This window comes from Xenorhabdus sp. SGI240 (genome assembly GCF_040081915.1).
GTDB lineage: Bacteria > Pseudomonadota > Gammaproteobacteria > Enterobacterales > Enterobacteriaceae > Xenorhabdus > Xenorhabdus bakwenae.
This window is the reverse complement of sequence record NZ_JBEBMB010000028.1, coordinates 102,383-121,092: the sequence shown is the minus strand read 5'-3', so window position 1 is coordinate 121,092 and position 18,710 is coordinate 102,383. Positions and strand designations below refer to the sequence as shown.

Below are 18,710 nucleotides of genomic sequence, written 5' to 3'. Positions count from 1 at the left end.
ACTTCTGAATCGCATACCTTGTTGTAAATGCGTTAAATTGTCATCTACACAACAAAACACCCAAATGATAAAATCTTGCTGTGACATAGCCTTTGTTCCTTTATTTCTCTCAGTTTGGCGACTTAAAGTTATAAAGGAGCGGCTATGTCATTTCAACTCACCACGAAAGTCGAGCATCGCGTTAATACTAGCCTTCAGGATATTAGCCGCTATCTCCTAAAGCAAGGTTATAAGGTAAAACAACAACAGGTTTGTTCTGATGATATTCATCAAATTGCTACAGCAGTCATTCGTAGGTTGGGACAAGATGCTCTCATCGTAGTGTGCGGCGGCCTTGGCCTTACCCCAGATGATAAAATCCGTGAGGCTATAGCTAGAATAGCAGGGCAGTCTCTAGAGATACGTGACAATATCTGGGTAGGAATACAGCAACAATTGAAAAAATTAGGAATATATCCTGACTCCTCATATCAATTTCAAGCAATGTTTCCAACCAGTGCAGAAGTTATACCCAATGTTGTAGGGACAACACCTGGTTTTAGCCTGAATGTGGATGGCAGTAAAATAGTTGTATTATCTGATCCCCCTTTCCAGATGCAGCTAATGTTGTCAGAAAAGCACTCTATTTCCTCCAGTGACTAACATGAGAATGAAATTGCCATAGGGAGTTTCATGTATGCCCGTGTACCCAAGGAGAAAACCTAATGCAAATTACACAAATTGAGCAAATCAAAGAACGTTTAATGGCACTCGATAGTGCAGCTATATCGGATGCAATGGATAGTCTGCATATTCCCGCAGGATTAGCTGGGATTGTGCCACGCAACTCTGGAATTAAAATAGTGGGTCCAGCTTTTACTGTACGTTATGAGCCTATCATTCCAGAGCAGGGAAAATTTCTTAATGCTGGAAACTATATTGATGAAGTACCTGCTGGACACATAGTGGTGGTTGATAACCAAGGGCGCACGGATTGTACCAGTTGGGGCAATATCTTGACATTTAAGGCTATACAAAAAGGAATTGCAGGTTCTGTAATTTATGGATCAGCACGAGATTTGTCGGAAGTCCGTAGGCTGGCATACCCCTTATTTACAACAGGAATTTATATGGTATCCGGAAAAAATCGAGCCAAGGTTGCAGAAGTGCAATGTCCTCTGAAAATTGATGATGTAGTTGTATCTCCTGGAGATTGGGTCTTTGCTGATGATAATGGTGCGTTAGTCATCCCACAGCTGCATTTACTAACAGTTATCGAACGTGCTGAAAATGTTGAAAAAACTGAACAAGCCATCATTGAGGCAATAATCAATGGAGAAGATTTAGTTTCCGCTCGTGAAAAATTAGGATATGCCGTACCTTGGAAATATGACTAATGAATCAAGAGTTTATGGAATATTGGGAGAAAAGACTTCGCTTTCTGGATGTTCATTATCATGCCCGCCCCGATAGTTATATTCGTAGGTATAATGTACTCGAAGCAGGAAGAGAATACGCACGACAAAATGGAGGAGTTGTACTCAAAAGTCATTTGGGAAGTGTTACTGCTTTATCGTCACTGGCCCAAGAAGAAGGACTTCCCGTTTTTGGTTCGGTGGTATTGAATGCAACGGCTGGAGGAATGGCGATCAACTCAGTAATCCAAGCACTAAGTCAATATCAGTTTGATGAAGCTCCTAGATTATTAGTTCATTTACCAACTATTGTTCCGACAAATCATAAAAGTGTAATGAAACGTGCTTGGGCAAATGCTGCTGCTCACACATTTGCTCAGCAATATTCGTCTGTTGTCGATAGCAACGGACGAGTACGTAAAGAAATTCATGAATTGATTCGTTTTGCGCAACAATATAATGTTGTGCTGTCATCTGGTCATGCCTCTTGTTATGAAGTTATGCAACTTATTGATACGATTACTGCCGCAGGTGGTTGTAAGTTTATGCTTAACCAACCAGCTAGTCCGATAACGGGACTAAAGGCGAAAGACCTTAAGGCGCTGGGTGAGCATGAGTGGCTTTATGTGGAGCAAACAGCGCTGACCATTTATCTCGGTTATCAAACAACTGACGATTTTTTTGAGGTATTATCAGAAGTAAATAATGTGGTTTATAGTTCTGATCTTGGTCAGCCTGTGCAGCCGGATATTGAGAAATGGCTGAGTGACAGCAAATGTTGGTTTAAAATGGCAGGCCTTAGTGAGTCACATATTCGAGACATATTCTTACTTAATCCGTTGCGTATGTTGGCTCCTGATTAGAGCTAGGATAAACCATCATCAAACATAAAAGTAAAAGCAAGCAAAAAAACTTAGGGGCATTAAAAGGAGTATAAAAGAAAGATAAGGTTATAAATTTTTTATTTTCAATAAATTATAATAATTCTCAACTCCGCTTCCGGCGTGTTCAAGAGCGATTTTGAGGCTTTGGATAAAGCCGATAAATTCCCTTACGTAGGCACCACGTACCGCTTGACTGAGCATTCCATTTCTGGACAAAACACGCATTGCTCAACGCCATTGCCCAACCAGAGCAGTTTGTGGAAATTGGTGAACGGTTGGCGGCAGAAAAAGGCATCATCCCCGTTGGTATCGTGAAATGGTGAAACAACAAGAGCAGTAAAAAGGGAAAGAGTGAGTTTAGGGCTGAGTATTCGAAAACGGCTATCGCCGTTCTCTGCAAGGTGAAGGAAACCGGAGGCCGTTTTCTCCTCCGGTTTAGTGACTTTTAGTGATTGATAAATGCCTTGAGCTTCTTATTAACCTGTTGTTTATCAAAAGGCTCGAGTGATTCATTCGGGGATAATCCCACAAGCTCTAATTGTTCTGCTTCATCTTCAGTCAGGTGTTTCTTTTTTCTCAATTTGAGCAAATAGTTCCAATTCCAAATGCCACCAGAATCTTCTGCCGGACACATGCCATTACCTGCGGTCACCTCCGGCTGGATAATATCTTTTGGCAGAACTTTCTCTACTGTTATTTGATGGAACCAATCATCGCCAAAGTCATATTGGTAGTTGAATTCATCCCCAACTTCCTCCAGAAATGCACCGATGCGCATTTGGTCATAATGTTCTTCTGGAATGTCGATTCCTGCAAAACCAAAACTGAATAGATGAGCATCTTCCCAACCCATGGCAGTTTGTATCACATCATGAAATTCACTGAGTGTTAGCTGATTGCTGACACGGATCCGGCGCCATATGGCTGGCGTTGCATCAAATAAACTCACTTTGAGAACCAAACCTTGCGGTTCAATCTCTTCTTCTTGCTCCATATAGAAATATTCAAAACTGAGTTCAGCCAACATATCAAATAAAGCAAATCTCTTGCGATTTAACGCAGGGTCTCTCAGGGCATAAGCCAAATCTAAATATTGCTCTACCAGATATGGCGCTTGTGGTGGCAATCTGTATTGTTCGATTGCAGCGGAATAAGTCAGGCGTCCAATAAACAGCTCGCGGTTTGCATAATAATAGAGCTTCAATAAATCCCTGGGTTTTTTCGCCGTCAACAAGCATTCTTCCGGTGCCAGCCAAGACAGTATTAATGATGAACCCATGGTGATGCCAAGGCGATGTTGATCCTGTCGTTTCGGATTAACCTGGTAATCGAACTGCTGGCTCCAGTGTTCAAGTTCAAATGCTTCTGGCTGTGTCCATTCGACGGGAAGTTGTGACAACCAATAAAGTGAGGTGAGATCGAGCGGTGTGTTTTTATTTTGTTGAACTGAAAGTATCCACGGTAAAATCTGTTGCAGCCAGTCAGGGGAGACCGGAGTAAAGTCAACATAAGCTTCATTATTGCCCAACTCTTCAATCAGTTCGGGGATTGTACTCTCAGGAGCAATATTCAGTAAGCTCTCGCGGATACCAGATTTAAAATCCAGCATCATATTCGTTTGATATTCCTGACCATCCAGTGTGATTGTCATCATCATGCTGGCACAGTCATTTCCATCAACGTGAGTAACATATAATTCGTGTATCTTCGCTGTTTCCCGCGCCTTCTTGTGGTGCGACATCGCCTTTTTTTTCCAGCGCTTAAAACAGGTGTGAATGGCTGGATGGCGGTTAAACCGTGCACACAGATTGACAAGTTGCAGGTAGGATAAATTTTCCCATGCAGAGGAAGGGCAATCGTCCAATGCTTGCACACAGGCAAGGGCAATGGGTTCTTCAAAGTATTGGGTGAGTAATAGCAGGGCATCTATACCCCATGAATGCTTGGCGACTTCCGATAATAGATGAGGTAAGGCTTCATGAGGCGCGACGGAAAGCCCGCTTTCAAAAAAGTCAATAAATTCAATGCCAGAATGAATTTCAAACTGTTTAAACAGTTGATTTAAGTTTAAGGATTTTTTAGGGAAAGTCGCTATGTTGGTGTTATCAGGATATTGGGGGGCATCCAGTAGCTCAGTGATGTCAGTTTTGATATGAAACTGATTTCTTTTCAGGATTGATACACATAATAATACGCATTCACTATTAATCTCGAATTTTTCTTTGGTATAAACCAAAATTTGTTCAATAACTTCTTCAAGCTGCTGTTTGGTCTCAGCCGGCAATTTATTTGCTGTTAATGCAAGTTCTGCGATGGCAACTTCAAGCCAATGGTTAATGCTATCCCCTATCTCCGTCATCGCTTCCTTAGGCAGCGCTAGCACCAGGCTAATCAACAAGAAGACGTTTTCTGGATCGGAAAACCACCGTATCTGCTTTGGCGTTAAGGAGCGCTGTTTATCGGGGGTATGGGCGTATTTTTCTATTGCAGATAGCAATTTTTCAGGTGTTAATTTCATTATCAACCTCTTCAATATCTTCAATATATCTATATTTCAACCAGGAAGAGTGCTGGTTATCACGCTGTCATATCCACCATTCCCCTTTGCTATTATTCAATAGTCTAACCTGAATTTTTGTGAAGGCAGTAAGTTTGTGTTGAAATTTATCCCTGTTATTTTCAGGTTGCTGCTTTGTGGTCTGTAACTTGAAATCGATAGGATCTGGCAATGCCATTCCGCTGGAGATGGAATTGGATGAACTTCTTGGTCATTCTCAGCAAGAAACTTGTCGCACAAGCCGCAGCCTGGGAAGTGGTAAGCCTCGCCCGATAGAGCGGGAGCAGTCACCATTTTATTTATAGTATCTTTGACAATCTGTGCTATTTTTCATCGGGTTGACAAACTGAACTCATGTGTGGAATTTAATAGAGTATGAAAAAAAAGATCATCTCGAAGATTTATCTTGGATTGTTGTTGATTGCTTCCTTAATATTAGTGTTTGAGAAAGGTGGCGATATTTATCCTGCACTGGTGTCTGTCGGCGTATTCGGCATCCTCTTTGGCTTGGCTTTTTTAGTTTCAGCACGCGGATTATTTTCGGCAGTGTTAACAGGCACCTTATTTATCATCCTAAAATTCCTCAACCAGATAAAAATCCATTACTACAAAGAACAATTGATGTTTTCTGATTTGAATGTGATGTTAGATCCATCAAATCAGGAGACTTTGCGCCACTATTGGCTGGCAGGGATCGCTGTAGTGGCTATGCTTATCTGGTTGATATTCAACATGATATTGAGCTGGAAAATAGTCCCTTCTGCGCGTGGGATCAAATGGCGCTTCGCCAGTATCGTTTTGATGGTCGTGAGTGCCTGGGGTATCAATCTCACAGTTAGTGCCTATCATGCTCAATGGCAAGGGGAATTACCGAAGGGGCGGGGAACGGTGACTAATATGGTGATGTCTGCCTCGGATGCGCAATATCAGCCACCGAAATTTGGCTCATCTGCTGATTATTTCTTGCAACAGGCGAAACCAGTGATACTGCCTGAACCTCAGTCAGAGGTGAAACCCGATGTGGTCGTATTGCTGCAAGAGTCTACTGTCAATCCCCATATTTACCAATTACCTGCCAATGTGCAGTTGCCCGATCTTTACATGTTCCGGCGTGATGCAGGTGTCAGTGCCCAAAGTCCGCTCAGGGTACAAACCTTTGGTGGCGGAACCTGGTTATCTGAATTCTCCGTTTTAACCGGATTGAATACGGATGATTTTGGTTCACGTAAAAATGCGGTGTTTTATTTTGTCGTTGATCACCTGAAAAACAGCCTGTTCCGTGCAATGAAAGACAACGGCTATTACACTGTTGTTCTGACACCGTTCAATAAGTCTGCTTACCATGCGGGACATGCTTACAAGACACTGGGTGTTGATCGCATTATCCAACCACAGGAGTTAGGTTATCCCGCTGATATGGATGAAAATTTGTGGAAAATCCCGACACAAGATATGTTGTCTTATGTGAAAACCCTCCTGGCTAAGGAAACAGACAAGCCGATTTTTATTTTCTCTCTCACCATGTATGAACATGGTCCTTATGAAGAGAGCCATCATGATGATTATGGCTTGGCTGGCAACGTTGACTCTGCAACAGCGACAGGTAAGTTTAGCCATTACATGGAAAAAATCGTGGCCTCTGATCCTGCCATCAGGGATTTCAGTGAATTCGTTGCCAAGCGCGACAAGCCTACCGTTTTCCTCTATTTTGGTGATCATCAACCAAACATCAATTTTGATCATTATACTTCTCCGCTACCTGATCCAGCACATGTGACTCAGTTTACGTTGCGGGATAACCTGAAACAGGGAGCGTCAATAACAACGGGTAAACTGACGGATATCTCCTTCCTCGGCGGAATCATTCTGGAACGTACCCGTCTGTCAGCGCCCGCGTTTTACCAAGCAAATATGATCATGCGTCATTTATGTCATGGTGCTTTGAATGATTGTCAGGATAGTGCACTGGTAGAGAGTTATAAGCATTATATTTATCAGCAGTTGGAAGCAGCAGGTAAGGAATAATGTTATCCCTTCTGTCGGTGATGTCGCTGACAGAAGGGATGTGTTATCGATATACTGCGACGATATGGGCGCTATTCGTGAAGCCTCCGTTTATTAAGAATGGGCGGCGGTGATGCGATAAGCACAGCGTCGGTGGCCACTAAGGATATATTCGGTTCTTTCCACATTGGCTTGCAGGATCTCCCGAAACAGTTTCAGCTCTGTCCGACAAAAACCCTGACACAACTTGGCAGCGGCACAAATTGGGCAATGGTTTTCAAAAAACAAAATAGCGCCATTTTCTTCAACAGAATAATGAGCCATATAACCTTCTTGGCAGCGAATCGAGACCAGACGCTCAACCTTCTCCTGTAACCCTGTGGCACCCTCCATCGCCTTTTTATAGTTGGAAAAAACCTCTTTTTCACGGGCGCTGATAATCAAATCCATCGCATCTTCACCCAACTGATTACGGATAATCGAGATCAGTTGCGTTGTTAACTCTGCGTGAGCATCAGGAAATTTGGCATGACCTTTCTCTGTGATATGCCAGAGCTGTACTGGACGCCCAACTCCTCTCGTTTCTGATTTTGCTTCAACTAATCCCTCTTTAGCCATTTTCACAAACTGTTGGCGGGCGGCTTCTCCAGTCGTTCCCAATAATTTGCCGGCATCAGAGGCTTGTAAGGCACCTTGAGTTTTTAACAGCATTAATAGCTTATCACTCACGGTTTGCCCTACGATTGTACTATTTTCCAAGTCATCGCTTGACATATTGTTGATCCCGACATTAATTTATTCCAAGATTTATCTTGTTTAATTTAGCGTAAGACATTTCACAACTCAACCTGTGTTCAGGGCAAAAATTATGATAATGACTGAGGAAAACCGCTGGAGAGATCTGTTTTCCAGCAAAAATGCGCCAAGTGCGATAGCACTTTCACTGGGCGTGGTATTGATGGCAATGAATACCTTAATTGCGATTACTATTCTGCCTTCTGTCGTCAATGATATTGGCGGATTGAACCTCTATGCCTGGAATACGACATTGTTTGTCGTGGCATCGATTATTGGTTCCGTTCTTTCTGCGAGATTGTTGAGTATCTTGGGTGCAAGAAATGCTTATCTGGTTGCATCACTGGTTTTTTTTATCGGCAGCTTACTCTGTACTCTTGCACCGACAATGGACGTAATGCTGGTTGGCAGAACTATTCAGGGCCTGGGCGGGGGATTTTTGTTTGCCCTTTCCTATTTGATGATTAATCTTGTATTTGCTCAATCACTTTGGCCGCGAGCTATAGCGTTGGTTTCGGGGATGTGGGGAATTGCGACTTTAATCGGGCCAGCCATTGGCGGTGTTTTTGCTGAAATGGATGCATGGCGTTACGCATTTGGCATTATGCTTCCCATTACTCTATGTTATGCCGTATTTACCTACCTTATTTTACCTAAAACAGAGGTACAGAATAAAACCAAAACAGCATTGCCCATTGTGCAATTGATCCTATTGTCAGCGGCGGTACTGGTGGTTTCTTCAGGCAGTTTGTCACCGGATATTCGGTTCAACATTTTCGGCATTGTTGCGGCTGTAATCTTAATCTTTTTATTGATCATCTATGAGCGCCGAACCTCAGTCAGGTTATTGCCTGAAAATTCCCTAAGTTTACGTTCTCCTCATTTGGTTTTATTCACTACCCTATTTCTATTGATAGTGGGTTTATCGGGGGATGTTTTTATTCCCTATTTTTTGCAAATTCTGCATGGGCAATCCCCTTTGGCTTCTGGTTACATGGTTGCTTCTGCGGCAATGGGTTGGACTATAGGAGAAATGCTCAGTGCTAGCTGGCAAGGGACAAAGATGCGGTTTGCAATTGTCAGTGGTCCAGTCTTTATGTTGGTTGGCATGTTGGTGTTGCTTGTGTTGTTGCCATCTCAGTCGGCAGGGGAGTGGCAGATTATACTACCGATAATCCTGGGATTGGGGGTGTTTGGCTTCGGGGTTGGATTCGGCTGGCCTCATCTTTTGACTCTCATTTTACAGGCTTCCCGTGATGCGGATAAAAACATCGCCGGTTCATCCATTACCACTATACAGTTATTTGCCTCTGCTTTTGGTTCTGCATTGGGAGGAATGACCGTCAATTTATTCGGATTTTATCAGCCCGGTGGTGTGGAGGGCGCTGCTGCTGCTTCCTATTGGTTATTTCTGCTCTTCTCTATCGCACCCGTATTGGCATTATTGACCGCGTATAAATCAGCAAAAATTAAAATCGGGGAATAAATTTATTATCAACGGCATTATCGAAAAAATAATGCCGTTTTTTTCATGATGTGCAATGGAGGATATTCATATAATAGTGATGATTGATTCCATAAATAAGAGCTAAGGATATTTGATGTTAGTTATTTCCCCTATGCCGAAGGATGGTTGTCGTACCCGAATGATAGAGCCGAAACGCAGTTATTCATTGATAATGAAACAATTTTTTATACTGTTTTTATTGCTCATCGGGATGGGCAACGTATCAGCCAGAGAGATAAAACAAGAAACAACAACTGTTGATATTCCTGCATTAAGCAAGCGTGTGACAGATATATCTAAAGTTCTAACGAAAGAAGAGCGTCAGGGCCTGACCCGCCAACTGAAAAAACTGCAATCGGAAGAAAAAGTACAGATGGCAGTCCTGATTATCCCGACGACGGGAAGTGATACTGTTGAGGAATTTACTTCCCGTGTATTTGATAAATGGAAGTTAGGTAGTAAAGAACGCAATGATGGCATCTTGTTTGTGATCGCTTCTGATGACCATAAAATGCGTATTGCAGTTGGCTCGGGTTTAGATCGTAAATTATCCGATGGCAAGGTTACACTCATTTTGTTGCAGAATGTGAAACCGGCTTTCAAAGAAGATGATTATTATCAGTGGATTAGCAAGGCAATTGATTCAATTGGTACATGGCTGAAAAAATCCGAACAAGCGGAAGCACAGAAAGAAACGGCGAAGATTGTTCAGGCTTTTGAAGAAGGCGATGGCGCATTCAACAAGATATCCGGTAAAGACATCTTTATGCTACTGGGTTTTTGGTTGGTGAGTATAATCTTACTGCCACTAAAAGTTTTTCGCACAGGGCATTGGTTTAAGCGTTTTCTCAAGAGTGCCCTGACTATCGCTGTAGGAACCTATGTACTGAACTTTATTGGGTTATTTTCTACCATTCCGGCAGAGTTTTATCTGCTTATTATCCTGTTACCCGTGATTCTGGTATTTTTTCTGATCTCGTCCGTGGTGTCATTATTGAAAAGCCTATTCGGCAGCCTTTTTGGTGGCTTGTTTGGTGGCTGTAGTTCTGATCGTAACGATGATGATAATTTTTCCGGTGGTGGCGGCGGCAGTAGCGGTGGTGGAGCTTCAGGCGATTGGTAATTGTTTTTTAATATCAATAAATTCATTGTTATCAATAATAATGAAATTGAATTATTTTGTATTTTGGGAATATAACTGATTACCCAGAATTAAATATTGCGGGCGGATTAATAAAAATACCAAGTGGAAATTACAGATAGTCTATTTTAGAATAATCCGCGACACGAATCTTCAGAAAGAAGTAATTCGTGTCGCGGTTTTTCAGATATGGCCCCAAACAATAGCGTTAGTCATGCTCTTCACTGCTAATATGGTGTCTGCCGGGATTAAAGCAGGACAGACAAATCACAGCTATTGCCAGGATCAGGCAATAAGCGATAATTGGCCAGGTAGTAGCGTTGGATAAAAGTGTAATAGTGAGCGTTCCAATCCCTCCTAACAGTAAGCCCCCTAAGCAGAAGTAGACTGCTGTAACCGTTCCTGCTATATGATCGAAACCTTGGAGTGCACCATTAGGGGCCACAGAAACCGCAATAGAGATACCAACACCGACAAGCCACATTGGGGCAATGAAGCCCAATACCGAATTAGGTATGAGTATTTCCCCAACAGCCAGCAATAGTGCTCCTGCCATCAGGCAGTACATTCCCGCCCGTAACGTATTTAGGATTCCCCATCGGGTAATCAAACTTCCCACACTTCGCGCAGTCACCATCATTGCGATAGCCACAGTTGCAAATAGCAAGCTGAAAGTAATTTGTGATAATCCTTGTCGGCTCATCATTACCCAAGGGGCCGTTGAAAGAAAGACGAAAAAGCTACCCATCCCTGCGCTGTGGCAGAGCGTGTACAGCCAGAAATGCAGGTGTCTCACAGGAAGAAGTAGCTGCGACCACTGTAAGCTTGCCGTCCCTTGCCGCCGGGTTTCTGGACAGAATTTCCAGGCTGCAATAACAGCAACTACCATTGCACATCCTAATAAACCAAAGATTGCGCGCCACCCCAGCCAAGTGTCAATCAGCGCTCCGAGCAAAGGACCTACTGCCGGAACTATAGCAAGCATAGAACCGAGCAAGCCATAGATGACGTTGATTTCTTTACGGCCCGAATAGATGTCGCGTACAGCCGCAAACATGGCTACGAGACATGCCGAAGCCCCACAGGCTTGAATAACCCGGAAGCCCAAAAAAACTTCTGGTGATGAAGTTATGGCAAGGCCGAATGAAGCAACTGTGTAAGCAATCCCACCGCTGAGTAAAACAGGACGGCGACCGAACCGATCTGACAGTGGGCCAAATAGAAGCTGACCAGCTCCTAACAGAATCAGGTATACAGTCAATGTTAGCTGGATCGTCCCTGTTCCGGCATTAAGTACATCGGCCATGAGAGGAACGACGGGCAGATACATATCCATACCCAGTGATGCCAGTAAATCGAATGGTGATAACAATAATATTGTGGCGGTAAGAGAATATTGCCAGGAAAAATCTTTTGAGTGCACGAATCCATCTCCTAAAGTTAAGGAATTGGCGGCGTGCTCATAGAATTGAGAGGTTCTTGAGGACGCCGCAACAACCGAAAAAAACTATGGTTGCTGCGGCTTATCTCTCTGCTCTGTGCTCGTTGAGAATACTCATATGTAGGTTATCCTGTAGTGAATTCGTACCGTAAACATCTCCATGCTGAGATGCAAGGCGCCTTAAATTACGGATGGTACTTTATAGATAATTGTTCATTTTTTCTAAGACATGGAGCAAATAAGCTACGCTTGCTTTATTAGCTACTCCTTTTAGCCATTCGCGTTGTCCCCGCCCTTTTGCCAAGCTTAATATTGATAGGGTATTGGTAGCTATAAGCTAGGAACGAACCCTTCATTTCTCAATGATTGAATTACACCTCTTATCAGATATGAATGAGATATATCAATTGTGTAGCTTCTGGCGTTATCTGATATTGGCTCTAATAATTTCTGTTCTACTAGTTTAGATATTTGGTATGTTATTTGCGCTGGCTTCAGTTCAGGTAAAACCTCTTTCAAGTCTCCTGCCTTAATGATGCCCGTTGTAACCGCTTTTCTCAGTATTTTTGCTTCAATATCGCTTAGCACACCTTTTTCTAAAGCAAAGGTTATTGCTGGAAATAAAATTTTCTGACTCAAAAATTGTAGATTAGTTAGCTGATCAACCTTTTTTAGCTCGGTAGAAATACCACCTAATACATAAATACACCATTCTTCAAGTCCTTCATTAGTTCCAAGATCTGCTTTCGATAACATTTCATAATATTTGTTTCTATCGTTGCAAAACACTGCTGTAGGGTTGAGAACTCTACCGCCAACTTGAACGTTAAATCCATACTTGATAAGTAATGCGTAAGTTAACAATCTTACCGTCCGACCGTTTCCGTTTCCGAAAGGGTGAATCCAGCCAAAGCGATGATGGGCAAGAGCTATCTTCATTAAATCATATTTAGGGTTGTCTGCACGGTTAATGAAAGAGGTTAATTCATTCATATAGCTAGGCACTTGTATACTATCGGGGGGAAGGTGCTCTGATTGTCCAATGCTCACACCATAATGACGATATTGACCAGGTGTTTTGTCTCCTTCGCGTTGTAAGTTATTAACAGCAAGCGAATGTAACCCTCTTATAAAATGCTCTGTTATATCCTCACCACTTTTAAAATGCCCATCTATAAAACTCATTGCTTTTTCAATATTTTCAATTTCTTTCAACTGGTCATCTTGGCTCTGAGTTCCTGCAATTTTACTTTCAACATAGTCAGCAAGGGTTGTATGGTTGCCTTCAATTCTGGCTGAACCAAGACTTTCAAGCATATGAAAGATCTCTTTTAATTGACTAAAAATTGATGGATGCACATCAGTTACTAGGCGTAAATGTCTCAATAACTCTAGCTCAGTAATGACATCTACAAGAGGAGAGTCAAAACTAGGATTTAATAATTCGAGTTCAAAGTGATTAAATGTAGCCATATCTTAAAGTTATCTCAAAAATCATGTTTTCAATATCTCGAAAATAAAGAAAAAAATTGATTATTTATGGTACGTTATGAACAATAGTGACTCACTATTATCTCAAAAGCAAGGTTATGAAGATCTCAAATATAGCTATGCTGCTATCTCAAAAAATCGGTACACGCTAATACATGCGCTACTGTGATTCACTCTGTAATGCCCTGATAGTAAAAAAACCAGCTATAACATGTACATGCTGGCTTTATGATTTTCTCTAAAATGTTATGAAGCGTTAGAATCTATTCATTGAGTAGAGGGCTTAAACCCGCATGAATGCTGGATTGGTGTTATTCGATATTTTTTAGGGATACACCCTTGTGTACCCGCTAAATCGAGGTGTACCCCCTGAATTGATAAAAATGTGTTCTCTGGTAGATTTGCCATCCAAGAATAATACCAAGTTGTAAGCTATCTACGCTTTTACCCCTGACGGTCAAACTAACCGAGAGCAACCGTAAAATATTTTTCACTTGATAAGCTAACTTCTTAAAGAAGTTAGCTTGGTACTCTCATTTCTTCTAGTTGAGAAAAAAGACGGTAAAATCTAACTGCATCAGACTTGATAGCTATAAACGATTTCTCTTCATTTTCTAGGTTGTTATCTTCAGTATCACGTAAATAATCATAATGATAATAAAAAATATGATTCCAATAGGTTAGCACCTTTTTAAGAATATAATTGTTACTGTCATACCATTGATGGACTAGCTCAGACAAAGTACAACTTTGTGAGTCTGCATCCGTAGCGTTAGCAATACGTAAAAAATCTAGCTTGATTAAACAAAAAAGTGATTGTTCTAGATTTACATCGTCTGAATCAAGTTCTTCACAAAGAAGATTGAAATAGTGCTTTACCTCATGTGATTCAACCTTCTTATCTAATGAGAATGACGCAAGAATATAAGCATTATTACTATCATAGCCTGACACAATTAGAGCTTCTGCCCAATCAATTGTTAATTTGTTGACCTCAATAGTTAAGATATAGTGCTCAACAAGATAGCGGAGGCATTTTACTTCATGTAATGAAAGGCTTTGATATGGCATGTTTCACCGCGTTCTGTTTTTTGCCTTAAAAATGATGTGAGTTTGGTGATTGTGTCCAGTAATTACCGATTCATTATCGCCTCGGTGCTGGATCGGGAAGCCGTTGCAATATACGGTCATGAAAAGCGATAACTTCCTGTGCGCTGATCCATATTATCGGTTTGTTAGCGCCTCTACCGTATGCCAGTGACGTTGCATAATCGAATCGTACTCTGCATCCAGTTTAGCATTTTGCCAAGCATCGAATTCTGCTTTACTGATAACGACTGCTGAGCTGCCATCTCGACGAATAATCTCAACAGGTTCGCCGTGAGCTACTGTATCCAGTACTTCCTCGATATTAGCACCGGCTTGAGTTGAAGTGTATGTACGCATAATTTACCTCCGAATATGTCCATAGTTTGTACATTTCATTCAGTGTAATCAACAAAAGAGATCTCGGTACAGCTCACCTTTAACCGTGGTCTTTTTTACGTCCTCATACAACGCAACCAATCGCACTCTAAGCTACGCAGATATAATTTTGCGGTCTAGATGGGTTCATTTGGATCACTTCACCACATCACGCCCACGCCACGTAATCCCCACGAAATAAACGTAAACCCCACGTAAAACGGACTACACCGCACCCGCCTGCACGTTTTGGATCAAAAAGTTTTTTCAGTTTTAAAATTCTACAAAAGGAATCGCCATACCGCACCCGTACTGGCGTTGTGAGAAAAATATCAAACTGAAATGAGTGAAAAGAATTTCAGAAAATTTCAGTTTCTTATCCAGCTCCACTTTGGGGAGTGGTTTGTATTTATTTGAAATAAAATAATTTTTCTATTTTACGTGAGATTTTTACTTGGTAGGAAACCCAACATAAAAACTAAAAAGTCAGTGTTTATGCGGGGTAGGAGGAAATGTAAACTGAAATTGTGTGAAAAATTTATTTGCACTGTTAGCGTTCTGCTCCAGACAATTATTGATGCTATTTCTCAGGTGACTACAACTTCAATACATGATTACTTGGATCTTGTACCAACTTACTAGGGCGTAAAGAATGTGAAAAACTCAGGGTTAAAACGTATGTATGACCACATTCAACATCATTACAACAACAGTAAATCTCCGGTATGTTATCCAATCCTTCCATTTTAATTTTTTTGATTGTTGCCTGCTCGCTGCACTCTGGGCAATAAACTTTTAATACTCTCATTGTCGATAACCCTCACATCAATTGCCTGCCAGAATAAAGCCAATTTAATACATACCTTTCTATTTTCAGTGGTAACACTGGTAACACTGGTAACAGCGTTGATTTAAAAGAGATTAATGCGTTACCACTCCAAAAAACGCACTGGTAACAAGTGGTAACAGCCTATTTTTGTTACCAGTTGTTGCCACTCCTAAAAATTGACTGGTAACAGCGGTAAGCCTTGGTATAACTGGTTGTTACCAGTGTTACCACTGTTACACATTAAATATAAGACAGTCAGTTTTATCCCGATTATTCGGCAGAGCCTAAGACGTCACTGTTAAATAAATAAACCCTTTTAAGCCCTATTTCTGGTAGGCGAATACTCGTTTGGATCCTGCCGTCTTTACCTGCTTCTAACCAACCCTTTTCAACACACAAACGGGCAACTTTGCGCGAATCAAAGCCCTTGCATATCTCTTTCCATGCGGAGGATAAAACATAAAATTGAACAGTGGGATCTTGACTGCCAGTGCCTTTTTCAACGCGACGAAAGCCCATCATATTGATAGGACGACTATTCTCATCGTACCAATCCGCAAAGCGGCTGAATTGGTTACGTGAGATAAAATCGGTCACTTGCTCCAACGCGGTAATGTCTTCCTGATTTGCGGTGTGTCCGCGTTCTTTCATCCATGCCGCTAAACACTTTTCAGCCGCTGCATACGCTTCCCCATGTTGCCAGCCTGTAATCCCTGCCCTTGTTGCGATTTCTCCTGCCATAGCAACAAGGGCAAAACGAGTAATTGCGCGACCAACTTGGTTACCTGCATTCTCTGGCATCATTTTTGCGGTGTATTCTTTCAATAAAGCCTTAGCCGTTCCTGAAATAAACGTCAGGTCATTAGTGAGGTATTTCAGCCAATCGCGGAACGGCGAGCCATGATATTTGGTCACGGCGTGTTCAAGATACTCAGCCAGTGATTTACCGCTGGTAAACTGGTGCAATTCTTCAAATACACCGTGTTTACCGGAATCACTCGGAATTTGTATCATACGAACTTCAACACCGGCATAAGTGCGTTCACCCGCATTTGCTGCATGTTCAACTAAAGAGAGTTCCCCTGTTGATAAGAAAAGTAAATTCCAGCGGTTGGTTTCTCTGACACTTCCATCAGTTTTCGTTCTGGCTTTACCCTGACCATTTGCCAGCATATAGGCAATGTTACCTGCCTCACGCCCATCAACTTCTCTGATTTCGTCTAGCATTAATGTTGCATCATTACGGCGGCAGGCTGTACCTTCAAGTGCATTGCCGGTTGCTCGCCAGGTATACCAGTAATCTGTTCCGCCACAGACAGACGCCGCCACTTTCATTGTGGTTGTCTTACCATCCGTGGATTCACCTTTTAAGTGATAGCCACCGCCACCTACACCGACTAATTTCAGCAATGATGAGGCAAAGGCTAAACTCACGGAAAAGGCCAGCCTTGCGTTTCCTATGCAATATTTGCCTATATGTTCTCTCCATTCTTCACTTGTGCCTGATACTCTAAAGTCTTTCCCCTGGACACTGGAAGTTTGAAGAATAACGGAATCCGCGCCGGTGCCGACAACTTCATCTTGCAAAACATATACATTACTGTGCCACCCGGTTTTATTGACACAAGTGACCTTTCTCTCTGGACGGCATAGCGAAATATATTCCATCAAGTGCGCCCGCGCCTGTCCTGAGATATTGATATAGGATAGTCCGTTGACCAAAAGCACCCGGCGTAATTCCTCGCCGCTGCCGCTTAACATTTCCATCGGCATAGCCCACTTACGGCAATTACCGTAAGTATCTTCCCATTCTAATAAACGTCCGTAATTGCTACTGTCCGCATCACAGGTAATTGCTGTCACTTTTATCGGGCTACTAATTTTAATGTTCCTGACTTCGGTATCACCATCCGATTTATTGACGAGCTTGTCATACCATAAATATTCTTGAGTCAGTCGGAAACCTTGCGGTAAATAGGTTTTATCTTTTCCGCAGTAGGTCATTTCTTCAAAGAAAGCCTCTTTTACCTTGTTATCACTGTTTTCTTGTCGGTAATCATCCCAATCCGCTTTATAGTGAGTCGGTGGCAATGTGACCCAGCCATCTACCGCCTTAGCCGCTTTTTCTGCCCAGAGCTTGCCCGTATTTTCCTTGCCATCAATAAAATCGTTGTCACCGGCAATAATGATTTTTGCCTGTGGCCACCGTTCTCTCAACTGTTGCGCTACTTTGACCAGATTAGTGGCAGCCACAGCCGCCACGATGAAAGCGTCAATCACTTTTGACAGGCTTAACCCTGTGGCAAAACCCTCTGTAATCACAACCTGTTCAATATTTGTATCCGTCTCATCAGCGACAACAATAAATGAGCCTGAAAGCGCAGAACCGGATAACAGGCTCTTTTCCCCTTTCGGGCTGATTAATTGTCCGCCTTTAATTGAAACTTGGTTATCAACTAATGGCAATAAAAGTGATCCAATTGGAAAAATCATTTCGCCTTGTGTATATTGTTGCTGAGTAATTAAATATTGATGATTGGTTAAGCCTTTATTTGAGAGATATTGGCTTTCCCCTGAAAGACATAAACCTTTCAGTTTTTCAAATAACTCGATACCTTTTTGTGCGCTAGCCTTTTTTATTCTGGCTGGCGTTATTTTTTTAAATTCAGGCAGGAGGAGTATTTTATTGATTTCAAAACATGCTGTTTTAATATCCTGACCTGTCACCAATTTAATTAAATCGAGTCCGTCACCGCTACCACAGTGATTGCAAAACCACGTTCCTTTACCGTTTTTATCATCAAACCGAAAGCGATCTTTGCCCCCACATTTAGGGCAAGCACCGTGCCTATGATTTTCGGGTACAGATACGCCTAAATTGCTTAAAATATAATACCAACGCCCGTTGGCTGCCTTAACGATATCCGTCACAGTAGGTATGCTTGTTGGCATCGTTGATGCGTCTGGATAGTTTTGATTATTCATTATTTAATATCCCTATTCATTAAGCTACTTTCCTCAATAATGAGTTCAACTTTTTCCGATAAACACTCCATGACTGCTGCCATACCTTCGCTTGAAATACACTTACCAGCGCCGTTATTTAATAATTCAGCGAGGCATTCTGTCATTAGCGCCACTCTTAATAGCTGTTTTTCAGCGTTAGCTGAAATGACGGTATTTTTATGGATAGTACTTTTCAT

General features: G+C 42.0%; 16 protein-coding genes and 1 pseudogene. 8 read left to right on the top strand and 9 right to left on the bottom strand.

What is annotated here, in order from left to right; all coding sequences use genetic code 11:
- Positions 1-144: 144 nt before the first annotated feature.
- From ABLA76_RS07625 to ABLA76_RS07610, 4 genes and pseudogenes are all read left to right on the top strand, one after another.
- On the top strand, positions 145-642 hold the full coding sequence (locus ABLA76_RS07625; protein WP_348987472.1) for a molybdopterin-binding protein: 498 nt from the start codon (positions 145-147) through the stop codon (positions 640-642).
- 62 nt (positions 643-704) lie between these two features.
- Positions 705-1,376 (top strand): RraA family protein, encoded by a 672-nt coding sequence (locus tag ABLA76_RS07620; protein WP_348987471.1) that lies wholly within the window; start codon positions 705-707, stop codon positions 1,374-1,376.
- The gene (locus tag ABLA76_RS07615) at positions 1,376-2,257 is read left to right on the top strand and encodes a DUF6282 family protein (RefSeq protein ID WP_348987470.1); all 882 of its coding nucleotides are present in this window, start codon (positions 1,376-1,378) and stop codon (positions 2,255-2,257) included. Before ABLA76_RS07620 ends, ABLA76_RS07615 begins: the two co-directional genes overlap by 1 nt.
- A 126-nt stretch (positions 2,258-2,383) precedes the next feature.
- A pseudogene (locus ABLA76_RS07610) lies at positions 2,384-2,574 on the top strand (hypothetical protein); the annotation flags it as partial.
- Between the two features lie 149 nt (positions 2,575-2,723).
- Here ABLA76_RS07610 and ABLA76_RS07605 read toward each other — a convergent pair.
- Positions 2,724-4,796: a plasmid pRiA4b ORF-3 family protein gene (locus ABLA76_RS07605; RefSeq protein WP_348987469.1), complete on the bottom strand. Its 2,073-nt coding sequence runs from the start codon at positions 4,794-4,796 to the stop codon at positions 2,724-2,726.
- A gap of 188 nt (positions 4,797-4,984) precedes the next feature.
- Between ABLA76_RS07605 and ABLA76_RS07600 the strand changes: the two genes are divergently transcribed.
- Together ABLA76_RS07600 and ABLA76_RS07595 are read left to right on the top strand one after the other, a co-directional pair.
- Positions 4,985-5,140 (top strand): hypothetical protein, encoded by a 156-nt coding sequence (locus ABLA76_RS07600; RefSeq protein ID WP_348987468.1) that lies wholly within the window; start codon positions 4,985-4,987, stop codon positions 5,138-5,140.
- A gap of 70 nt (positions 5,141-5,210) precedes the next feature.
- A complete protein-coding gene (locus ABLA76_RS07595) occupies positions 5,211-6,860 on the top strand; it encodes a sulfatase-like hydrolase/transferase (RefSeq protein WP_348987467.1) in 1,650 nt (549 codons plus the stop codon).
- A 93-nt stretch (positions 6,861-6,953) separates the two neighbouring features.
- Here the strand turns inward: ABLA76_RS07595 and ABLA76_RS07590 are convergent, their stop codons facing one another.
- The gene (locus ABLA76_RS07590) at positions 6,954-7,613 is read right to left on the bottom strand and encodes a metalloregulator ArsR/SmtB family transcription factor (protein WP_348987466.1); all 660 of its coding nucleotides are present in this window, start codon (positions 7,611-7,613) and stop codon (positions 6,954-6,956) included.
- Positions 7,614-7,707: 94 nt separating this feature from the next.
- Between ABLA76_RS07590 and ABLA76_RS07585 the strand changes: the two genes are divergently transcribed.
- The gene (locus tag ABLA76_RS07585; RefSeq protein WP_348987465.1) at positions 7,708-9,120 is read left to right on the top strand and encodes an MFS transporter; all 1,413 of its coding nucleotides are present in this window, start codon (positions 7,708-7,710) and stop codon (positions 9,118-9,120) included.
- Positions 9,121-9,235: 115 nt separating this feature from the next.
- Complete coding sequence (locus ABLA76_RS07580) at positions 9,236-10,264, top strand: TPM domain-containing protein (protein WP_348987464.1); 1,029 nt, start codon at positions 9,236-9,238, stop codon at positions 10,262-10,264.
- 226 nt (positions 10,265-10,490) lie between these two features.
- On the opposite strand, the gene cml is transcribed toward ABLA76_RS07580, so the two are convergent.
- The 7 genes from cml to ABLA76_RS07545 all read right to left on the bottom strand — a co-directional run bounded on the left by cml (position 10,491) and on the right by ABLA76_RS07545 (position 18,710).
- Positions 10,491-11,705, bottom strand: a complete 1,215-nt coding sequence (gene cml / locus ABLA76_RS07575; protein WP_348987463.1) for a CmlA/FloR family chloramphenicol efflux MFS transporter — start codon at positions 11,703-11,705, stop codon at positions 10,491-10,493.
- Between the two features lie 348 nt (positions 11,706-12,053).
- The gene (locus tag ABLA76_RS07570; RefSeq protein ID WP_348987462.1) at positions 12,054-13,196 is read right to left on the bottom strand and encodes a Fic family protein; all 1,143 of its coding nucleotides are present in this window, start codon (positions 13,194-13,196) and stop codon (positions 12,054-12,056) included.
- A 537-nt stretch (positions 13,197-13,733) separates the two neighbouring features.
- Positions 13,734-14,285, bottom strand: a complete 552-nt coding sequence (locus ABLA76_RS07565) for a hypothetical protein (RefSeq protein WP_348987461.1) — start codon at positions 14,283-14,285, stop codon at positions 13,734-13,736.
- A gap of 153 nt (positions 14,286-14,438) precedes the next feature.
- Positions 14,439-14,660 (bottom strand): type II toxin-antitoxin system prevent-host-death family antitoxin, encoded by a 222-nt coding sequence (locus ABLA76_RS07560; protein WP_348987460.1) that lies wholly within the window; start codon positions 14,658-14,660, stop codon positions 14,439-14,441.
- Between the two features lie 613 nt (positions 14,661-15,273).
- Positions 15,274-15,486 carry an ogr/Delta-like zinc finger family protein gene (locus ABLA76_RS07555; protein WP_348987459.1) on the bottom strand — a complete coding sequence of 71 codons (213 nt, stop codon included), beginning with the start codon at positions 15,484-15,486 and terminating at the stop codon, positions 15,274-15,276.
- A gap of 291 nt (positions 15,487-15,777) precedes the next feature.
- Complete coding sequence (locus ABLA76_RS07550) at positions 15,778-18,492, bottom strand: DUF927 domain-containing protein (RefSeq protein ID WP_348987458.1); 2,715 nt, start codon at positions 18,490-18,492, stop codon at positions 15,778-15,780.
- Positions 18,492-18,710, bottom strand: coding sequence for a hypothetical protein (locus tag ABLA76_RS07545; protein WP_348987457.1), 219 nt, complete (start codon positions 18,708-18,710; stop codon positions 18,492-18,494). Before ABLA76_RS07545 ends, ABLA76_RS07550 begins: the two co-directional genes overlap by 1 nt.